This is a genomic window from Streptomyces sp. Tu 3180, from assembly GCF_009852415.1.
Taxonomy (GTDB): Bacteria; Actinomycetota; Actinomycetes; order Streptomycetales; family Streptomycetaceae; genus Streptomyces.
The window spans coordinates 3300989-3320047 of record NZ_WOXS01000002.1 but is presented as its reverse complement, the minus strand read 5'-3'; the positions used below and the strand labels follow the sequence as shown (position 1 = coordinate 3320047).

Below are 19059 nucleotides of genomic sequence, written 5' to 3'. Positions count from 1 at the left end.
AGATGTGGTTCCCCCCGACCCACTCCTCGAGCAGATACGGGACGACGGACATGAGCGCCCCAACCCCGGCCCCCGGCGACGACCGGCCCCGCGAAGGGTATTACCCGGACCCGTCCATTCCTGGATACGTCCGGTACTGGAACGGTGCCGCCTGGGTACCGGGCACGAGCCGTCCGGCGCCCGAGGACGGCGAGTCGCTCGCCCCGCCGCCCGGTGTGCGCCCGGCGCAGCCCTCCGTCGAGGAGACCGGCCCGCACTTCTTCGACGAGGACCCGGTCGACGGACCGGCCGCGTCCGCGGCTCCGTCCGCCGCCTCGTCCCCGGCCGAGGCGCAGCACGGCAGCCGGCCCGAGCCCGCCTCGGCCTGGGGCGCCGACCGCTCCCGCCAGGCCGGCCTCGGCGGCGACCAGGACCGCAGGATCTCCTGGGGCGCCGACCCGAGGGTCCCGCACGCCCCCGCGGCGGGGACGGCGCCGGAGGGGACGGGCGCGGACCGGCCGGAGGCGGGTGCGGCGGCCCCGGACGGCACCTTCGTGTTCCGCAGGCCGGCGGCGGAGCCCCACCGGGCTGCGGACGCCCGGGCCGGAGCCTCCGGCGCCGTCCCCGGGGACGAGGGCACCATGACCTTCCGCGCCGTCGGCCCGCGCACGGGCGCGCCGGGCGGGGGACCGGCGACGCCCGGCACCGGGGCCCCGGGGGCCGCCGGCGCGGGCGGACCGGGCGTGGGCCCCCAGGCGGGCTCCGCCCCCTTCGGAGGGCCCGGGTTCGGGGCCGGGAAGGCGGCCGCCGCCCGTGCCGCCGCCGACCGGGCGGGAGGCGCCGGCCCGGCCGCCGCGGCCGCCCCCACGGCGCCGTCCGGGCCCCAGCGGGTCGCCCCGGCCGTCCCCCCGCAGACCGCCCCGGCCCCGCCGCCCGCCGCCCCCGTCGCCCCGGCCGCTCCCGGCGGCGCGCCGCTGACGAGCGGTCCCGGCGGCGGCCAGGCCTCCTGGGCGCAGCAGGTGCACCGGCTCGCGGGCGGCGAGGAGCCGCCGGTCGCGCCGTGGAAGCCGCCGGTCGAGGACCCCTTCCAGGCCGCCGCCCGCAGACAGGCCGCGGCCCGGCCCGCGGCGCTCGGCAGGCGGCTGGCCGCGCGGCTGCTGGACACCGTCGTGCTCGGCGGCGTCACGGCCGTGGCGGCCGTACCGCTGGGCCTGGAGGCGGTGGACCACATCAACGCGAAGATCGACGCGGCCAAGCTGTCCGGCGAGACCGTCACCGTCTGGCTGCTCGACGGCACGACCTCGGTGCACCTCGGCATCGTCCTCGCCGTCCTCCTCCTCGCCGGTGTCCTCTACGAGGTGCTGCCCACCGTCAAGTGGGGCCGCACCCTGGGCAAGAAGCTGATGGGCCTGGAGGTGCGGGACATCGAGGGGCACGAGGCGCCGCAGTTCGGCGCGGCCCTGCGCCGCTGGCTGGTCTACAGCGTCCCCGGGCTCCTCGTCGTCGGTGTCGTCGGCGTCCTGTGGTGCCTGTTCGACAAGCCCTGGCGCCAGTGCTGGCACGACAAGGCCGCGCACACGTTCGTGGCGGGCTGACGGCCCGCGCCGCACGGCGCGCGGCACCCGGCGCGCGCCGCCCGGGGAACCGGTACTCCGGACGGCCGATCGCCGGATGCGGGGCCGGGGGGTTCGCGGTCGACTCGGGCCATGAGCACCGAACCGCCCTCCGGCTCCGGTCAGCAGCCGCCGGACGACGATCCGTTCAGAAAGCACCCCCCGCCGGGCGGCCCCTCGGGCACCGGCGGCCCCGGGGCGCCGGGACAGGGCTCCCCGTACGACACCCCCCACGGGGGCGGCGGTCCGTACGGCACAGGCGGCGGCCCTGACGACGGCGGCGCCGGTGGTCCCTACGGCGGCGGTGGCGGCCCCTACGGCGGCGGCCCGGGTCCCACCGACCCCCTGGCCGGCATGCCCCCGCTCGCCGACAGCGGCAGGCGCACGCTGGCCCGCCTCATCGACATGGTCCTCGTGGGCATCGTCGTCTGGCTGCTCACCTGGCCGTTCGGGGTCAGCGAGTACGACATCGACGGCGAGGACATCAACGTCAGCAACTCCTTCTGGCAGTCCCTCGTCGCCGCCGTCCTCTACATCGCCTACGACACGTTCATGACGGCGCGCTCCGGCCAGACCCTGGGCAAGAAGCTGCTGAAGCTGCGGGTGGCCAACCTCGCCGACGGCGCCACCCCGTCCGTGCAGACCGCGCTGGTCCGCGCGCTCGTGCTGTGGCTGCCGTTCGCGTTCTGCTGCGCCTGCGTCTGGATCGCGATCGCGGGCGGCTGGAGCTTCTTCGACCGGCCCTACAAACAGGGCCTGCACGACAAGGCCGCCAGAACGGTGGTCGTCAGCACGGCTTGACGCACGCCGGCCCGACGTCCGCCGGTCCGGTGCGCGCCGAACGGGACCGCGGGGTCAGGACGCCGCCCGCTCCCGCACCGGCTCCCGGTCCGCGGCGGCGACCGGGACCGCGGGGGAGGCCGTGGCCCGGGCCGGCTCCTCGGGGGCGGGCCGCACCGGCGCGGCGGGGCGCGGCCCGGTGTGCGGCACCGTCAGGGCCACCAGGAGTCCGAGGGCGAGCGCCGAGACGGCGACGACCGCGGTTCCCGGACCCGAACTCGTCCCCGACAGCAGCAGCATGGCGAGTGCTGAGAAGACCACGGTGCACGAACCGTAGGCGAACTGAGCGACAGTCGGACGGGGCATGGCCATCGTGTCCTCGGAAGTCGGGGGCTGCCGGCCTGGCTTTCCACCGGTTCAAGGGCGTTCCGCCAAGCGACTCTAACCGCGAGCGTGCCCGAGGGGAACGGACAGTAAGCGTGACCTGACCGACAGGGCCGGTGCACGGGGGGCGCACGGATTCATGGCGTCACATGGTGGACGAATATGCGCGCCCGTTCGATTCCGCTCGCGAATGTCCCGCATGCCCCGGTCCGTCCCGAACGTGTCCGTAAAGCGAACGCGGTCTCCGCATAGTGCAGTTGAACTGTTCAAGTCAAGGTCTGTTTTTTCTGCCGAACCTCTAGTCAAATGTCGTCACTTGACTACACGCGTTGATCACGTGCGGCGCGGGCCCTCCACCAACGGATCCCCTGTCCGCGCGCACGCACGCGGGAGGGGATCTCAAGTGACCAGTAGACCCTGGACGTTCAGAGCGGCCGCGATAGGCGTGGCCCTCGCGGCGGTCACCGCCACCTGCTCTGCGTTCACCGTGGCCCAGGCCGACACGGCCGACAGGGCCGACCGGCCCGGCGCCGTGGACCGGCACGACCCGGCGGAGCGCCACCACGTCGAGCACGACCTCGAGGGCCCGCTCAGCAAGACCCAGGAAGCCCAGCGCGAAGAGGCGCTGAAGCAGGTCATCTCCGGCAAGGCCGAGGTGAAGAAGAAGGACGGCTCGAACGTCGTCCAGCTCAAGAGCAAGAAGGGCGACAGCAAGTACGTCGAGCTCGGCCGCGAGAAGACCGACAAGATCTTCACGATCCTGGTCGAGTTCGGCGACAAGATCGACAGCCGCTACGGCGGCACCCCGGGCCCGCTGCACAACCAGATCGCCGAGCCGGACCGTGAGAAGGACAACTCCACGGCCTGGCAGGAGGACTACGACCAGCAGCACTTCGAGGACCTGTACTTCGGGTCCGGCAAGGGCGTCGACTCGGTCAAGACGTACTACGAGAAGCAGTCCTCCGGCCGCTACTCGGTCGACGGCGAGGTCTCCGACTGGGTCAAGGTCCCGTACAACGAGGCCCGTTACGGCTCCAACAAGTGCGTCCCCGACAACTGCGCCTGGTACGCGGTGCAGGACGGCGTCACCGCCTGGGTCGAGCAGCAGAAGGCGGCCGGCCGGACCGACGCCCAGATCAAGTCGCAGCTCTCCCAGTACGACCTGTGGGACCGCTACGACTTCGACGGCGACGGCGACTTCAACGAGTCCGACGGCTACATCGACCACTTCCAGATCGTGCACGCCGGCGAGGACGAGTCCGCGGGCGGCGGCGCCCAGGGCGAGGACGCGATCTGGGCCCACCGCTGGTACGCGTTCGGCACCGACGCCGGCGCCACCGGTCCCGAGCAGAACAAGCTCGGCGGCACCCAGATCGGCGACACCGGCATCTGGGTCGGCGACTACACCATCCAGCCGGAGAACGGCGGACTCGGCGTCTTCGCCCACGAGTACGGCCACGACCTCGGCCTGCCGGACCACTACGACACCAACGGCGGCGAGAACTCCACCGGGTTCTGGACGCTGATGTCCTCCGGTTCCTGGCTCGGCACCGGCAAGAACGAGATCGGCGACCTGCCCGGCGACATGACCGCCTGGGACAAGCTCCAGCTCGGCTGGCTGAACTACGACACGGCCAAGGCCGGCGTCGACTCCTGGCACAAGCTGGGGGTCGCCGAGTACAACACCAAGCACAAGCAGGCGCTGGTCGTCCAGCTGCCGAAGAAGGCCGTCACCACCGAGATCGTCCAGCCGGCCCAGGGCGCCACCCAGTGGTGGAGCGGCAGCGGTGACAACCTCAAGAACACGCTGACGCGTTCGGTCGACCTCACGGGCAAGTCGAAGGCCGAGCTGACCTTCGACGGCTGGTACGACATCGAGGCCGACTACGACTACCTCTACACCGAGGTCTCCACCGACGGCGGCGCCAACTGGACCGCGGTCGACGGCACGGTCGACGGCCAGCCGATCCCGCGCGACGGCAGCGACAAGCCCGCCCTGCACGGCACGGTCGACGGCCACAAGAAGCTCGTGTACCCGCTCGACGCCTACGCCGGCCAGAAGATCGACCTGCGGTTCCGCTACCAGACCGACGGCGGCGTGGCCCAGAAGGGCTTCACGGCCGACGCGATCACGGTCACCGCGGACGGCACCGCGCTGTTCACGGACAACGCCGAGAGCGCGGACGGCGCCTGGACGGCGAGCGGCTTCTCCCGCGTGGGCGCGTCCTTCACCAAGGACTACGCGCAGTACTACATCGCCGAGAACCGCCAGTACGTGTCGTACGACAGGACGCTGAAGACCGGCCCGTACAACTTCGGCTTCCTCACCACCCGTCCGGACTGGGTGGAGCACTACGCGTACCAGAACGGCCTGCTGATCTGGAAGTGGGACACCTCCCAGGCGGACAACAACACCAGCCAGCACCCGGGCACCGGTCTGCTCCTGCCGGTCGACTCGCACCCGACCGCGCTGAAGTGGTCCGACGGCACGCTGATGCGCAACCGCATCCAGAGCTACGACGCGCCGTTCAGCAAGTACCGCACCGACGGCATGACGCTCCACAAGTCGGACGCGGCGACCTGGATCCCGTCGTCGAAGGGCGTGTCGGTCTTCAACGACCGCACCAACGACTACTACGACGAGTCGAACCCGACCGCCGGTGTCCAGATCACTGACACCAACACGAAGATCAAGATCCTCAAGGAGGCCAAGGACGGCTCGACGATCGAGCTGGAGGTCGGCCCCGCGGGTAGGTAAGACCGCATCTTCGCAGGTCAGAGCGTGATCGGCGGTGACCCCCTGGCGGGTCACCGCCGATCCGTGTTTAGGTGCGTCCTGTGGCTCTCTTATTGACACCGGATGACACGGGGGTATGACGACATGGCCGCAGGAGGTTTCTGCAAGCTGCCGAACGGCACCGTGGTGGTGGCGCTGAACCTGCCCAGCCCCGCCGCCGACGGACCGGCCGGGGTCCGCGTGCTCGTCCACGCGCAGAACCGGGCGCGCGCCCTGACCAGGCTGCGCAACCTGGGCCTGCGGGCGGTCTACCTGCGGGGCAACGCCGCCCCGCCGACCCCCGACGAGATCACGGCGGTGCTGCACCACCCCGACGGCCTGATATGGCGCACGGCGCCCGGCAGCGGCGTGCTGGGCGGCCCCGCGCCGGCCGTGGAGCTGTGGCACCCCATCAGGGCCCTGCTCGGGCGTCCCGCGGCACCCGCGTGACGGTCAGGATCACTGGACGACCGGCTTGCCCGAGAGCTCCACGCCCGCCTCCCGCATCTCCTCGATCGCCCGCTCGGTGGTCTCCTGGGCCACCCCGGCGGTGAGGTCGAGCAGGACCTGGGTGCGGAACCCCTCGCGGGCGGCGTCCAGGGCGGTGGCGCGCACGCAGTGGTCGGTGGCGATGCCCACCACGTCCACCTCGTCGATCTCCCGGGCCCGCAGCCAGTCGGCCAGGCCCACGCCGTTCTCGTCGGTCCCCTCGAACCCGCTGTACGCCGCCGCGTACGCCCCCTTGTCGAAGACGGCGTCGATCGCGCCGGAGGCGACCGCGGGGGCGAAGTTCGGGTGGAAGCCGACGCCCTCGGTCCCGGCGACGCAGTGCGCGGGCCAGGAGCGGACGTAGTCGGGGTTGTCGGCGAAGTGCCCGCCGGGGGCGATGTGGTGGTCGCGGGTGGCCACCACGTGCCGGTAGCCGGCCGGGGCCTGCCCGATCAGCTCGGTGATGGCGGCGGCCACGTCGGCGCCGCCGGTCACCGCGAGGCTGCCTCCCTCGCAGAAGTCGTTCTGCACGTCGACGACGATCAGTGCGCGGCGCATGGTCGGTGTCCTTCGGCTCCGGGGTCGGGTGGGGAGCGGCCCGGCCGGTGGACCGCCGGGCCTATGGAATTGGGGTCGGTACGGGCAGGGGCACGGCAGGGCGGGCAGGGTCCCCGGCCCGCCTGTGACGGCACATGCCGCTTTAGCTACCCGAGCCCCCGTGCACGTACTCCGTCGGAATGACGGGTTCCCCTCGGGAGAGCTGTGTAGCCGACAGGGGAAGGCCCGCGCGGGCCCTCGCGTGCCGGTCGCGGACCGCGTCCAGCGGCTCGCGCACGATCACCTCGCCGTCCTCGGCCAGCCGCACCAGGAGCTGCCGGCCGGCCAACTCGTCGGGCACCTCGCCGGTGCCGACCACCTCGGCCTCGGCGACGCCGTGCTCGTCCAGCCGCCGGGCGGCCCACTTGCGGCCGCCGACGGAGGTCTTGCCGCCGGTGGACTTCTTCGCCACCGGCACCAGCGGCGCCCCCGGGTCGTCGGACTCGGCGCGGGCGACCAGCTTGTAGACCATGGAGGCCGTCGGGTGCCCGGAGCCGGTCACCAGCTGGGTGCCCACCCCGTACGCGTCCACGGGCGCCGCCGCCAGCGAGGCGATGGCGTACTCGTCCAGGTCCGAGGTCACGATGATCTTCGTGCCGGTCGCGCCCAGCTCGTCCAGCTGCTGCCGCACCCGGTGCGCCACCAGCAGCAGGTCACCGGAGTCGATGCGGACGGCGCCCAGCTCCGGCCCGGCGATCTCGACGGCCGTACGGACCGCCTCGGTCACGTCGTAGGTGTCCACGAGCAGCGTCGTGCCGCTGCCCAGCGTGTCCACCTGGGCGCGGAAGGCGTCCCGCTCGGTGTCGTGCAGCAGGGTGAAGGCGTGGGCGGAGGTGCCCACGGTCGGGATGTCGTAGCGGAAACCGGCCGCCAGGTCGGAGGTGGAGGTGAAGCCGCCGACGTACGCGGCCCGGGCGGCGGCCACCGCGGACAGCTCGTGGGTGCGCCGGGCGCCCATCTCGATCAGCGGCCGGTCCCCGGCGGCGGACGACATCCGGGAGGCCGCCGCGGCTATCGCCGAGTCGTGGTTGAGGATCGACAGGATCACGGTCTCCAGCAGCACGCACTCGGCGAAGCTGCCCTCGACCCGCATGATCGGCGAGCCCGGGAAGTACACCTCGCCCTCGGGGTAGCCCCAGATGTCGCCGGAGAAGCGGTAGCCGGCCAGCCAGTCCAGGGTCCGGTCGTCGACGATCCCCTTCTCGCGCAGGAAGCCGAGGACGTCCGCGTCGAAGCGGAAGTTCTCCACCGCGTCCAGCACCCGTCCGGTGCCGGCCACCACGCCGTAGCGGCGGCCGTTCGGCAGCCGCCGGGTGAAGACCTCGAACACGCTGCGCCGCCCGGCCGTACCGGCCCTCAGGGCGGCCTGCAGCATCGTCAGCTCGTACTGGTCCGTGAAGAGCGCCGTCGAGGGAACGCCCACCCGCCGTCCACCGCCGCCCTTCCGGGGAGGCGTTCCGCGCCCGTCTTCTTCCGGCAGCCCAAGGTCCGCTGTGTTCATGGCGAAGATGCTACCCCCATTTCGTCAGTCTGACGATTTAGGGTCCGGACACCGGACGGGGCGCCCCGCGCACACCCCGCGGGCGGGCCGGTTTGTGCGACCACCCCCCTGCGGTGGCAGCATGGGCCATGTGACGTCACCCGCGCCCCTGGAGATCGAACGCACCGAGTCGGCGGAGGAGGTCTTCGCCGTACCCGAGCCCGACGTCCCGTGGGTCACCATCGTCCACAACGACCCGGTCAACCTCATGAGCTACGTGACGTACGTCTTCCAGACGTACTTCGGCTACTCCAAGGACAAGGCCACCAAGCTCATGCTCGACGTCCACCACAAGGGCCGGGCGGTCGTCTCCAGCGGCACCCGCGAGGAGATGGAACGCGACGTCCAGGCCATGCACGGCTACGGACTGTGGGCCACCCTCCAGCAGGACCGGAAGTGACCGAGCCGGACATGACCCGACCCCGCCCGCAGGACCGGAAGTAGCGAATCGCCTCCATGCCAGGACACTTCGAACCGCTCCCCGGCGGCGGCGCGGCCGTCGCCCTCGACGACGTCGAGATCTCCATCATCCGGTCCCTGGCCGTGCAGCTGATGGAGCTCATCGGCCCCGGCCCCGCCGAGGACGCCTCCGGCGACCCGCTCGCCGAGCTCTTCGCCGAGGGTCCGAGCGAACCGCCCTCCGACCCGGTGCTGCGCCGCCTCTTCCCGGACGCCTACGGCGACCCCGGGCGGTCCGCCTCCGCGAAGGAGGCCGAGGAGCAACGGGCGCACTCCGCCGAGTTCCGCCGCTACACCGAGAACGACCTGCGCGCGGGCAAGCGCGAGAACGCCCTCGCGGTGATCCGCTCCCTGGACGCGCTCGCCCCGGCCGGCGCGGGCGGGTCGGTGCTCGAGCTGGCGCCCGAGGAGTCGCGGCAGTGGCTCGGCGCCCTGAACGACCTGCGCCTCGCGATCGGCTCCCGCCTGGAGATCGGCGACGAGGACGACAACGAGCTCCTGCTCCACCTCCCCGACGAGGACCCGCGCAAGCCGATGGTGATGGCGTACCTGTGGCTCGGCGGTCTCCAGGAGACGCTGGTCTCGACGCTCATGCCGTAGACCGGCGCCGCATGTCCGGACAAGTCCGCCGATCCGTTCGCTCAGCGGACGCTCAAATCCGGATAACGATCCGGTTACCGAGCCCGCCTCCTATGGGTTTTCCGGGTGCGTTTTGTCCGCTTCTCCCTGTGGGGTGCGTCACAACGCGCCCGTGTGATCAGTGGGGTGGCCGTGGTACATCTTCACGACCGCCCGGTGAACACCACCCGAATGTTCGGCCGGGTGCGCCACCGAGCCGGCCACCGCCGGCCAGGCACGAGCGAACAGCTCAGCTCCATCAGTCCGGGGGGATCGCGACCCGATCCGAGGCCGACCAGCGGCCCGGGTCGGCATGGAGAAAGGCGCACCACACATGACCTCACCGCAGGTCGACAAAGAGGCAGTACCCGAGGAGGGGTACGAGCGCGGCCTCAACAGCCGTCAGGTCCAGATGATCGCGATCGGCGGCGCCATCGGCGTCGGCCTCTTCCTGGGGGCCGGGGCGAACATCGCCAAGGCCGGACCCAGCCTGATCGTCATGTACGCCCTCGCCGGCGTGATCATCTTCTTCATCATGCGGGCGCTCGGCGAGCTCCTGCTCTACCGCCCTGTCTCGGGCTCCTTCGCCGAGTACTCGCGCGAGTTCCTCGGCCCGTTCTTCGGTTACTTCACCGGCTGGACGTACTGGCTGATGTGGGTGGTCACCGGCATGGCCGAGCTGACCGCCGCCGCCATCTACATCAACTACTGGTTCCCGGCCGTCCCGCAGTGGACGTCGGCCCTGGTCTTCCTGATCATCCTGTTCGCGGCCAACCTGATCTCGGTGAAGCTCTTCGGCGAGATCGAGTTCTGGTTCTCCATGGTCAAGGTCACCGCCATCATCGGCATGATCGTGATCGGCCTCGGCGTGCTCACCCTCGGCTTCAGCCAGGCCGGTGACACCGCCGCGGTCTCCAACCTGTGGGCCTTCGACGGCTTCTTCCCCAAGGGCATCGGCTCGTCCCTGATGACCCTCCAGGGCGTCATGTTCGCCTACCTCGCCGTCGAGCTCGTCGGCGTCACGGCCGGCGAGTCCGAGAACCCGGAGAAGACCCTCCCCAAGGCGATCAACACCCTGCCCTGGCGCATCGCCCTCTTCTACGTCGGCGCGCTCACGGTCATCCTGTGCGTGGTCAAGTGGACCGAGTTCGCGGAGGGCGTCAGCCCCTTCGTGAAGGCCTTCGCCGTCATCGGCATCCCGGCCGCCGCGGGCATCGTCAACTTCGTCGTGCTGACCGCGGCCCTGTCCTCCTGCAACTCCGGCATGTACTCCACGGGCCGCATGCTGCGGAACCTGGCCGAGAGCGGCGAGGCCCCCAAGGTCTTCACCAAGCTGTCCTCCACCAAGACCCCGGCGCTCGGCATCGGCGTCTCGGTGGTCTTCATGGGCATCGGCGTGGTCCTGAACTACACCGTCCCGGAGAAGGCCTTCGGCTACGTCACCTCCGTCGCCACCGCGGCCGGCATCTGGACCTGGCTGATGATCCTGATCAGCCACGTCCTCTACCGCCGCCGGGTGACCGCGGGCCGGCTGCCCGCCTCCTCCTTCCCGGCGCCCGGCGGCTCGGTCTGCTCCTACATCGCCATCGCGTTCCTGCTCTTCGTCACCGGCCTCATCGCCTACGACGCGGACTCCCGGATCTGCCTGTACGTGATGGCCGGCTGGGCCGTCGCGCTGGGCATCGGCTGGGCGGTCCTCAAGAGCCGCAACCCGGAGGTCACCGCACGCCGCGAGTCGGACTTCGAGAAGGTCGGCTGACCCCGCACGGGACGCCCGGCCGTGGGGGGTACTCGTGGCACTCCCCGCGGCGGCCGCTCAGGGTGTCCGGCATTCGGGCCGCCCCGTACCACCCCTCGGTACGCGGCGGCCCGTCTGCTTATCCTGAGCCCCATGCTGACCATCACCCAGGCCCTGTACGACAAGATCGTCGCCCATGCGCGCGAGGACCACCCCGACGAGGCGTGCGGCGTGGTGGCGGGCCCGGTGGGCTCCGGCCGCCCCGAGCGCTTCATCCCCATGCTGAACGCGGCCCGCTCGCCCACGTTCTACGAGTTCGACTCGCAGGACCTGCTGAAGCTGTACCGCGAGATGGACGACAACGACGAGGAGCCGGTGGTCATCTACCACTCCCACACCGCGACCGAGGCCTACCCCTCCCGCACCGACATCTCCTACGCCAACGAGCCCGGCGCCCACTACGTCCTGGTCTCCACCGCCGACACCGACGGTGCCGGCGAGTTCCAGTTCCGCTCCTTCCGGATCCTGGAGGGCGAGGTCACCGAGGAGGAGGTCAAGGTCGTCGAGGCGTACTGACGGGCCCCGAAGAAGCCGCCGACCTGCGGGATTTCACATCCTGGTCGGCGAACATCCGCAATGTGAGATCACACTCGGACCCGCCGACCGGGAATCGATACGATGCCCCCATGGTTCTCCACGACGTGAGCGACAAGACGCCGGGCAAGCTGCTCGTGGCGCGGCTGCACGTCGACCTGTGCAGGCTCGCCAGCGCCATCTGTTGACGACCACCCTGCCGCCGTACGGCCCGTGAGCCGCGGCGCCGCCCCACCGCGTACGACACGCACCTTCCGCGCCGCCGCACGCCCACCGACCAGACGACACCCCTTTCCGACAGGAGCCCTCAGCCATGGCCATCGAGGTCCGCATCCCGACCATCCTCCGCCAGTACACCGACGGCCAGAAGGCGGTGGAGGGGGCCGGAGACACCCTCGCCGAGCTCTTCGCCGACCTCGAGACCCGGCACGCGGGCATCCAGGCCCGCATCGTGGACGGGGACCAGCTGCGCCGCTTCGTCAACGTCTACCTGAACGACGAGGACGTCCGCTTCCTCGACGGCATCAACACCAAGCTCGCCGACGGCGACAACGTCACGATCCTGCCGGCCGTCGCCGGCGGCATGGCCTGATCGGGATGCGGTACGACTCCCCGCTGGCCGCGGTGGGCAACACCCCCCTGGTGCGCCTGCCGCGGCTGTCGCCCTCCGCCGACGTCCGGATCTGGGCCAAGCTGGAGGACCGCAACCCGACCGGATCGATCAAGGACCGCCCGGCCCTGTTCATGATCGAGCAGGCGGAGAAGGACGGCCGTCTCACCCCGGGCTGCACGATCCTGGAGCCGACCAGCGGCAACACCGGCATCTCGCTCGCCATGGCCGCCAAGCTCAAGGGCTACCGCATGGTCTGCGTGATGCCCGAGAACACCTCCCAGGAGCGCCGCGACCTGCTCCGCATGTGGGGCGCGGAGATCATCTCCTCCCCGGCCGCGGGCGGCTCCAACACCGCCGTACGGGTCGCCAAGGAGCTCTCCGCCGAGCACCCGGACTGGGTGATGCTCTACCAGTACGGCAACCCGGACAACGCGGGCGCCCACTACGCCACCACCGGCCCCGAGATCCTCGCCGACCTGCCCTCGATCACCCACTTCGTGGCCGGCCTCGGCACCACCGGCACCCTGATGGGCGTCGGCCGCTACCTGCGCGAGCACAAGCCGGACGTGCGGATCGTGGCCGCCGAACCGCGCTATGACGACCTGGTCTACGGCCTGCGCAACCTCGACGAGGGCTTCGTCCCCGAGCTGTACGACGCCTCCGTCCTCACCACCCGCTTCTCGGTCGGCTCCGCCGACGCGGTCACCCGCACGCGCGAACTGCTCCAGCAGGAGGGCATCTTCGCCGGAGTCTCCACCGGCGCGGCCCTGCACGCGGCGATCGGCGTCGCCCGGAAGGCGCAGAAGGCGGGGGAGTCCGCCGACGTCGTCTTCGTCGTCGCCGACGGCGGCTGGAAGTACCTGTCGACCGGCGTGTACACGGCCGCGACGACGGAGGAGGCCATCGACACGCTCCAGGGCCAGCTCTGGGCGTAGGGCGACACCCGCCGGCCGGGAGCACACCGGCGGCGGACACCTCGCGCAGGGGCCGGAGGCGTACCTCCGGCCCCTTCTCGCGCGCCCGGGACCTCACCCCGCGGGATGCCGCACCCGGTCCCGCACCTCCGGGTCCACCACGCCCGCCCGCCGCCGGAAGCCCCCCGCCGGCGCCTCGCGCGGCCCGTCCGTCCCCGGGGAACCCGCCCGCCCCCGGCCCCGCCCGCCGGCGGGCGGGGCGACCGGCGCGGGCGGCACCACCGCGGCCCGCGCCGGTGCCGCCAGGACGTGCCCGCGTCCCGGCGGCACCGGCGCGGGCCGCCCCCGCGCGCTCCCGCACGGCACCCGGAAGCCCCGCTTCCAGCCGAACCGGTGACAGCACAGGTGAGTTCGCCCACAACAGCCCCTGGCGGAGGAGCGACCATGGGTTTTGCGCCTTACGCTCGACGAACCGCACGACCCCCGTCTTCACATCCCCGCCAGCGGAGGTTTCTGCTTCATGAAGCTCACCGTCGTCGGCTGCTCGGGGTCGTTCCCGTCCGCGGAGTCGGCCTGCTCGAGCTACCTCGTCGAGGCCGACGGCTTCCGGCTGCTCCTCGACCTGGGCAACGGCGCCCTTGGCGAGCTGCAGCGCCACTGCGGTCTCTACGACCTCGACGCGATCTTCCTCAGCCACCTGCACGCCGATCACTGCATCGACATGTGCGCGTACTTCGTGGCGCGCTACTACCGGCACGACGGCGGTCGCTGCGACCCCCTCCCTGTCTACGGACCCGAGGGCACCGAGCACCGGCTGACCACCGCCTACGCCGACACCCCCTCGGCCTCCTCGATGAGCGAGGTCTTCGACTTCCACACGGTCAAGCCGTCCACCTTCGAGATCGGCCCGTTCACCGTCCACACCGAGCGCGTCGCGCATCCGGTGGAGGCGTACGGCATCCGCATCGAGCACGGCGGCAGGACGCTGACCTACTCCGGCGACACGGGAGTGAGCACGTCCCTGGACGAACTCGCCCGCGACGCCGACCTGTTCCTGTGCGAGGCCGCCTTCACGCACGGCAAGGAGAACATCCCCGACCTGCACCTCAACGGCCGCGAGGCGGGTGAGACCGCGGCCCGCGCCCACGCCCGCCGCCTGGTCCTCACCCACATCCCCCCGTGGACCGACCCCCAGGTCAACCTCGCCGACGCCCGCGCGGTGTACGACGGTCCGGTGGAGCTGGCGGCGCCGGGGGCGACGTACGGGGTCTGAGCCCGGGAACGCGACGACGAGGCCCCCGGAGCCGTCACCGGCTCCGGGGGCCTCGTCGTGCCGTACGCGTCGGACGCGGACGGCTCACGCCTTCGTGGCGTCCTCGACCTCCTCCTCGGGCTCACGGCCCGGGGTCGGCAGGTTGAACTTGACGATGGCGAAGCGGAAGAGCACGTAGTAGATCGCCGCGAACACCAGACCGATCGGGATGATCAGCCAGGGCTTGGTCGCCAGGTTCCAGTTGAGCGCGTAGTCGATGAAGCCCGCCGAGAAGGTGAAGCCCGTGTGCACTCCGAGCGCCCAGGTGATCGCCATGGACAGGGCGGTCAGCACCGCGTGGATCACGTACAGCGCCGGCGCGATGAACATGAACGCGAACTCGATCGGCTCGGTCACACCGGTGACGAAGGAGGTCAGCGCGAGGGAGACCATCATGCCCGTCACGGCCTTGCGGCGCTCCGGGCGGGCGGCGTGCGCGATGGCGAGGGCGGCGGCCGGCAGACCGAACATCATGATCGGGAAGAAGCCCGACATGAACTGCCCCGCGTCCGGGTCACCGGCGAAGAAGCGGTTCAGGTCGCCGTGGACCACCTCGCCCGCGGCGTTGGTGAAGTCACCGATCTGGAACCAGGAGACGGTGTTGACGAACTGGTGCATGCCGACCGGGATCAGCGCGCGGTTGACGAGGCCGAACAGACCCGCGCCGACGGCGCCCAGCTCGGTGATCCACTCGCCGACGTTCGAGATGCCCTCGCCGATCGGCTCCCAGACCAGGCCGAAGAAGACGCCCATGGCGGTGCCGACGAAGGCCATGATGATCGGGACGAGACGGCGGCCGTTGAAGAAGCCGAGCCAGTCCACCAGCTTCTTGCGGTGGTAGCGCTGCCACAGCACCGCCGCCAGCAGGCCCATCAGGATGCCGCCGAGGACACCGGGGTTGTTGTAGGTGGCGGCTATGTCCGCGCCGTCCTGCACCTTCGCCTCGGTGACGGGGAACGCCTTCAGGACGTTGCTGTAGACCAGGAAGCCCACCAGGGCGGCCAGCGCGGTGGAGCCGTCGGCCTTCTTCGCGAAGCCGATCGCGACACCGATGCAGAACAGCATCGGCAGGTTGTCGAAGATCGCGCCACCCGCCGTGGCGAACACCGCCGTGACCTTGTCGGGCAGGTTCAGCTTCTCCTGGACGTCGGCCTGGCCGAGCCGCAGCAGGATGCCGGCCGCCGGCAGGACTGCGATCGGGAGCTGAAGGCTGCGGCCGACCTTCTGCAGGCCCTGGAACAGGCCGGATCCCCGCTTCTTCGCGGGGGCCGCCGAGGCGGTGGCGGTGCTCATACTTCCTCCATCGGTGGTGGTCTACACCACTACTGGTGTAGACCTGTTCTAGCACGAGGGGGGCCGCATGAGGAACCCGTGAATCCTGCTACCGGCGCGCTACCCACCGTGCCCGCCCCGGCCGCCGGCCGGAACCCTCCCGCGGGCACACCGAAGAGCCCTCGGACCACGAGGTCCGAGGGCCCGAACAGCCGCCTCCAGCCTAAGCAGTCACGCCTTCGCGGTGTCCTCCACCTCCTCCTCCGGCTCCCGCCCCGGAGTCCTCAGGTCGAACTTCACGATCGCGAAGCGGAAGACCGCGTAGTACACCGCCGCGAAGCACAGCCCGACCGGGACGATCAGCCACGGCCTGGTGGCCAGGTTCCAGTTGATGACGTAGTCGATGAGCCCGGCCGAGAAGCTGAACCCGTCCTTCACCCCCAGCCCCCACGTCACCGCCATCGACACGCCCGTCAGCACCGCGTGGACCACGTACAGCGCCGGCGCGATGAAGAGGAAGGAGTACTCCAGCGGCTCGGTGATGCCGGTCACGAACGACGTCAGCGCCACCGACAGCATCAGCCCGCCGACCTCCTTGCGGCGGTGCGGCCTCGCGCAGTGCGTGATCGCCAGCGCGGCGGCCGGCAGGGCGAACATCATGATCGGGAAGAAGCCGGTGGTGAACTGGCCCGCGGTCGGGTCGCCCGCCAGGAACATGTTGATGTCGCCGTGCACCACCGTGCCGTCCGGCTTGGTGTAGCTGCCGAACTGGAACCACATCGGCACGTTCAGGAACTGGTGCAGCCCGATCACCAGCAGCGCCCGGTTGGCCACGCCGAACACGCCCGCGCCCCATGCGCCCAGGTCGCTGAGCCAGTCGCTGAAGCTCTCCAGCGCGTCACCGATCGGCGGCCAGACCCACAGGCACAGCGCCGCGAACAGGATCGCCACGAACGCCATGATGATCGGGACGAGACGGCGGCCGTTGAAGAAGCCCAGCCAGTCCACCAGCCTGGTGCGGTGGAACCGCTGCCAGAAGTAGGCCGCCAGCAGCCCCATGACGATGCCGCCGAAGACCCCCGGGTTCTGGTACGTGAAGGCGGTCACCGTCTCCGCCCCCTCGGTCACCCGGCACCCGACCTGCGGCACCGCCCGCGACCCCTCCGGGCAGTCCTCCGGGAACTGCCGCAGCACGTTGAAGTAGACGAGGAACCCCGTCACCGCCGCCAGCGCCGTCGAACCGTCCGCCTTCTTCGCCATGCCGATGGCCACGCCGACGCAGAACAGCAGCGGCAGCCCCAGCGAACCGTCCAGCAGCGCGCCGCCCGCGCCCACCATCACCTTGGAGACGTTCGTCCAGCCGAGACCGTCGTCGCCGAACACGTCCGGCTGCCCCAGCCGGTTGAGGATGCCCGCCGCCGGCAGCACCGCGATCGGCAGCTGCAGGCTCCGGCCCATCTTCTGCAGACCCTGGTACAACCGGTGCCGGCGTTCCCGCGCGGGACCGGCCGTCCCCTCGGCGCCGGCGGGACGGTCGGCACTCATCCGGTCCCCCTTCGCTGGGAAGCACTGACGACGGGTTTGGCGGCAGTCCACCCGGTGGTGTAGACCAGTCGGGAGGACGGTTCCGCTGTCGTGACGCCATCATTCGGCACCCACGACATGACCGCTCGCAAAGATGGGCCAACTGTGGGTTACTGCGACAAAGCGGTTCGGATCAGGGAGAACGAACATGGCCACCAAGGCTGAGAAGATCGTTGCCGGGCTCGGCGGCATCGACAACATCGAAGAGGTCGAGGGCTGCATCACCCGCCTGCGCACGGAGGTCGTCGACCCGGCCAAGGTCGACGAAGCCGCCCTGAAGGCCGCCGGCGCCCACGGCGTCGTCAAGATGGGCAGCGCCATCCAGGTCGTCATCGGAACCGACGCCGACCCCATCGCCGCGGAGATCGAAGACATGATGTGAGGAGCCGGCATCGTCCCCGGCTTCACTCCTCGAGGGCCCCTTCCCACCGCGGGAGGGGCCCCTTCCGCAGGTACGGCTAGGCTCGGCGCCATGTCTCGAATCGACGGCCGCACCCCCGAACAACTCCGCCCGGTCACCATCGAACGCGGCTGGAGCAAGCACGCCGAAGGCTCCGTCCTCGTCTCCTTCGGCGACACCAAGGTCCTGTGCACCGCCTCCGTCACCGAAGGCGTCCCCCGCTGGCGCAAGGGCAGCGGCGAGGGCTGGGTCACCGCCGAGTACGCGATGCTCCCCCGGGCCACCAACACCCGCGGCGACCGCGAGTCCGTCAAGGGCCGCATCGGCGGCCGCACCCACGAGATCAGCCGCCTCATCGGCCGCTCCCTGCGCGCCGTCATCGACTACAAGGCCCTCGGCGAGAACACCGTCGTCCTCGACTGCGACGTCCTCCAGGCCGACGGCGGCACCCGCACCGCCGCCATCACCGGCTCCTACGTCGCCCTCGCCGACGCCGTCGCCTGGGCCCGGTCCAGGAAACTGGTCAAGGCCGGCCGCCAGCCGCTGACCGGCACCGTCAGCGCCGTCTCCGTCGGCATCGTCGGCGGCGTCCCCCTCCTCGACCTCTGCTACGAGGAGGACGTCAAGGCCGACACCGACATGAACGTCGTCTGCACCGGCGACGGCCGCTTCGTCGAGGTCCAGGGCACCGCCGAGGCCCAGCCCTTCGCCCGCGACGAACTCGACGCCCTCCTCGACCTCGGCGTCGCCGGCTGCGCCGAACTGGCCGCCGCGCAGCGCGCCGCGCTTGATACCGTCACCGAAAGGTAAAGGACGCACCAAGAAAGGCGGCCGACGCCGGGCAACCGCGCCGGCCGCCGCCGCGTCTGGACAAGTACGGGCGCACGGCTCGACACCGCGCGCCCGGCCAGTGACCCGGGCCGACGACCGGCCCGACGAGGGAGGGACCGTTCCATGGCCGCGAGCCGCCGACGCCGCACCGCAGCCGTCGCCGCCACCCTGGCGGCCGTCGCGCTGACCGCCGGACTCACCACCGGCTGCGACGCCGTCGACAAGGCACTGGACTGCGTCCAGACCGCCGACGCCATCGCCGACAGCGTCACCGACATGCAGCAGGCCGTGGAGAACGCCTCCAACGACGTCACCCAGCTCGAGGAGTCCCTCGACTCCATCGACAAGAACCTCGGCGAGATAGGCGACAAGACCGACAACGCCGACGTCTCCCGGGCCGTCGACGACCTCGACCAGGCCGTCGACAACGTCCGCACGTCGGTGGAGAACGGCGACAGGACCCCCGACATCGGCCCCGTCACCGACGCGGCCGGCGAACTGACCAAGGTCTGCACCCCGTAGGGACCCCGCAAGGGCGCCGCGGGGACGCCGCGGGGGGCCGGTCG

At 71.2% G+C, this 19059-nt stretch carries 20 protein-coding genes; 15 read left to right on the top strand and 5 right to left on the bottom strand.

The features are described from left to right. Nucleotides 1-50: 50 nt before the first annotated feature. Complete coding sequence (locus tag GL259_RS15825) at nt 51-1574, top strand: RDD family protein (RefSeq protein WP_159533285.1); 1524 nt, start codon at nt 51-53, stop codon at nt 1572-1574. Between the two features lie 111 nt (nt 1575-1685). Further along, nucleotides 1686-2393, top strand: a complete 708-nt coding sequence (locus tag GL259_RS15820; protein WP_159533283.1) for an RDD family protein — start codon at nt 1686-1688, stop codon at nt 2391-2393. Nucleotides 2394-2447: 54 nt separating this feature from the next. Here the strand turns inward: GL259_RS15820 and GL259_RS15815 are convergent, their stop codons facing one another. Continuing rightward, nucleotides 2448-2744 (bottom strand): hypothetical protein, encoded by a 297-nt coding sequence (locus GL259_RS15815; RefSeq protein ID WP_159533281.1) that lies wholly within the window; start codon nt 2742-2744, stop codon nt 2448-2450. 415 nt (nt 2745-3159) lie between these two features. Between GL259_RS15815 and GL259_RS15810 the strand changes: the two genes are divergently transcribed. Continuing rightward, on the top strand, nt 3160-5514 hold the full coding sequence (locus GL259_RS15810; RefSeq protein WP_159533279.1) for an immune inhibitor A domain-containing protein: 2355 nt from the start codon (nt 3160-3162) through the stop codon (nt 5512-5514). 123 nt (nt 5515-5637) lie between these two features. Continuing rightward, the gene (locus tag GL259_RS15805; RefSeq protein ID WP_159538677.1) at nt 5638-5982 is read left to right on the top strand and encodes a hypothetical protein; all 345 of its coding nucleotides are present in this window, start codon (nt 5638-5640) and stop codon (nt 5980-5982) included. 9 nt (nt 5983-5991) lie between these two features. Here GL259_RS15805 and GL259_RS15800 read toward each other — a convergent pair whose 3' ends face one another. Together GL259_RS15800 and GL259_RS15795 are read right to left on the bottom strand one after the other, a co-directional pair. Further along, the gene (locus GL259_RS15800) at nt 5992-6579 is read right to left on the bottom strand and encodes a nicotinamidase (RefSeq protein ID WP_159533277.1); all 588 of its coding nucleotides are present in this window, start codon (nt 6577-6579) and stop codon (nt 5992-5994) included. A gap of 142 nt (nt 6580-6721) precedes the next feature. Beyond that, the gene (locus tag GL259_RS15795; RefSeq protein WP_243762572.1) at nt 6722-7993 is read right to left on the bottom strand and encodes a nicotinate phosphoribosyltransferase; all 1272 of its coding nucleotides are present in this window, start codon (nt 7991-7993) and stop codon (nt 6722-6724) included. 247 nt (nt 7994-8240) lie between these two features. Between GL259_RS15795 and clpS the strand changes: the two genes are divergently transcribed. The 8 genes from clpS to GL259_RS15755 all read left to right on the top strand — a co-directional run bounded on the left by clpS (nt 8241) and on the right by GL259_RS15755 (nt 14367). Continuing rightward, on the top strand, nt 8241-8558 hold the full coding sequence (clpS, locus tag GL259_RS15790; RefSeq protein ID WP_094052242.1) for an ATP-dependent Clp protease adapter ClpS: 318 nt from the start codon (nt 8241-8243) through the stop codon (nt 8556-8558). Nucleotides 8559-8614: 56 nt separating this feature from the next. Next, nucleotides 8615-9217 carry a DUF2017 domain-containing protein gene (locus GL259_RS15785; protein WP_159533273.1) on the top strand — a complete coding sequence of 201 codons (603 nt, stop codon included), beginning with the start codon at nt 8615-8617 and terminating at the stop codon, nt 9215-9217. 352 nt (nt 9218-9569) lie between these two features. Further along, nucleotides 9570-10994 carry an amino acid permease gene (locus tag GL259_RS15780; protein WP_159533271.1) on the top strand — a complete coding sequence of 475 codons (1425 nt, stop codon included), beginning with the start codon at nt 9570-9572 and terminating at the stop codon, nt 10992-10994. Between the two features lie 132 nt (nt 10995-11126). Continuing rightward, nucleotides 11127-11549, top strand: a complete 423-nt coding sequence (locus tag GL259_RS15775) for a M67 family metallopeptidase (RefSeq protein WP_159533269.1) — start codon at nt 11127-11129, stop codon at nt 11547-11549. Nucleotides 11550-11659: 110 nt separating this feature from the next. After that, nucleotides 11660-11755 (top strand): putative leader peptide, encoded by a 96-nt coding sequence (locus GL259_RS39520; RefSeq protein ID WP_323056066.1) that lies wholly within the window; start codon nt 11660-11662, stop codon nt 11753-11755. 125 nt (nt 11756-11880) lie between these two features. After that, nucleotides 11881-12159 (top strand): MoaD/ThiS family protein, encoded by a 279-nt coding sequence (locus GL259_RS15765; RefSeq protein WP_159533265.1) that lies wholly within the window; start codon nt 11881-11883, stop codon nt 12157-12159. A gap of 5 nt (nt 12160-12164) precedes the next feature. Continuing rightward, a complete protein-coding gene (locus GL259_RS15760; RefSeq protein WP_159533263.1) occupies nt 12165-13115 on the top strand; it encodes a cysteine synthase in 951 nt (316 codons plus the stop codon). Nucleotides 13116-13614: 499 nt separating this feature from the next. After that, entirely contained in the window at nt 13615-14367 is a 753-nt protein-coding gene (locus GL259_RS15755) for an MBL fold metallo-hydrolase (RefSeq protein WP_159533261.1), read from the top strand. 84 nt (nt 14368-14451) lie between these two features. Here the strand turns inward: GL259_RS15755 and GL259_RS15750 are convergent, their stop codons facing one another. Together GL259_RS15750 and GL259_RS15745 are read right to left on the bottom strand one after the other, a co-directional pair. Beyond that, nucleotides 14452-15699, bottom strand: coding sequence for a PTS transporter subunit EIIC (locus tag GL259_RS15750; protein ID WP_159533259.1), 1248 nt, complete (start codon nt 15697-15699; stop codon nt 14452-14454). 210 nt (nt 15700-15909) lie between these two features. Then, nucleotides 15910-17136 (bottom strand): PTS transporter subunit EIIC, encoded by a 1227-nt coding sequence (locus GL259_RS15745; protein ID WP_243762571.1) that lies wholly within the window; start codon nt 17134-17136, stop codon nt 15910-15912. Nucleotides 17137-17410: 274 nt separating this feature from the next. Between GL259_RS15745 and GL259_RS15740 the strand changes: the two genes are divergently transcribed. The 3 genes from GL259_RS15740 to GL259_RS15730 all read left to right on the top strand — a co-directional run bounded on the left by GL259_RS15740 (nt 17411) and on the right by GL259_RS15730 (nt 19015). Further along, entirely contained in the window at nt 17411-17644 is a 234-nt protein-coding gene (locus GL259_RS15740; protein ID WP_030868674.1) for a PTS glucose/sucrose transporter subunit IIB, read from the top strand. Between the two features lie 90 nt (nt 17645-17734). Further along, a complete protein-coding gene (gene rph / locus GL259_RS15735; RefSeq protein ID WP_159533257.1) occupies nt 17735-18472 on the top strand; it encodes a ribonuclease PH in 738 nt (245 codons plus the stop codon). 144 nt (nt 18473-18616) lie between these two features. Then, entirely contained in the window at nt 18617-19015 is a 399-nt protein-coding gene (locus GL259_RS15730) for a hypothetical protein (protein ID WP_159533255.1), read from the top strand. The last annotated feature ends 44 nt before the right edge of the window (nt 19016-19059 follow it).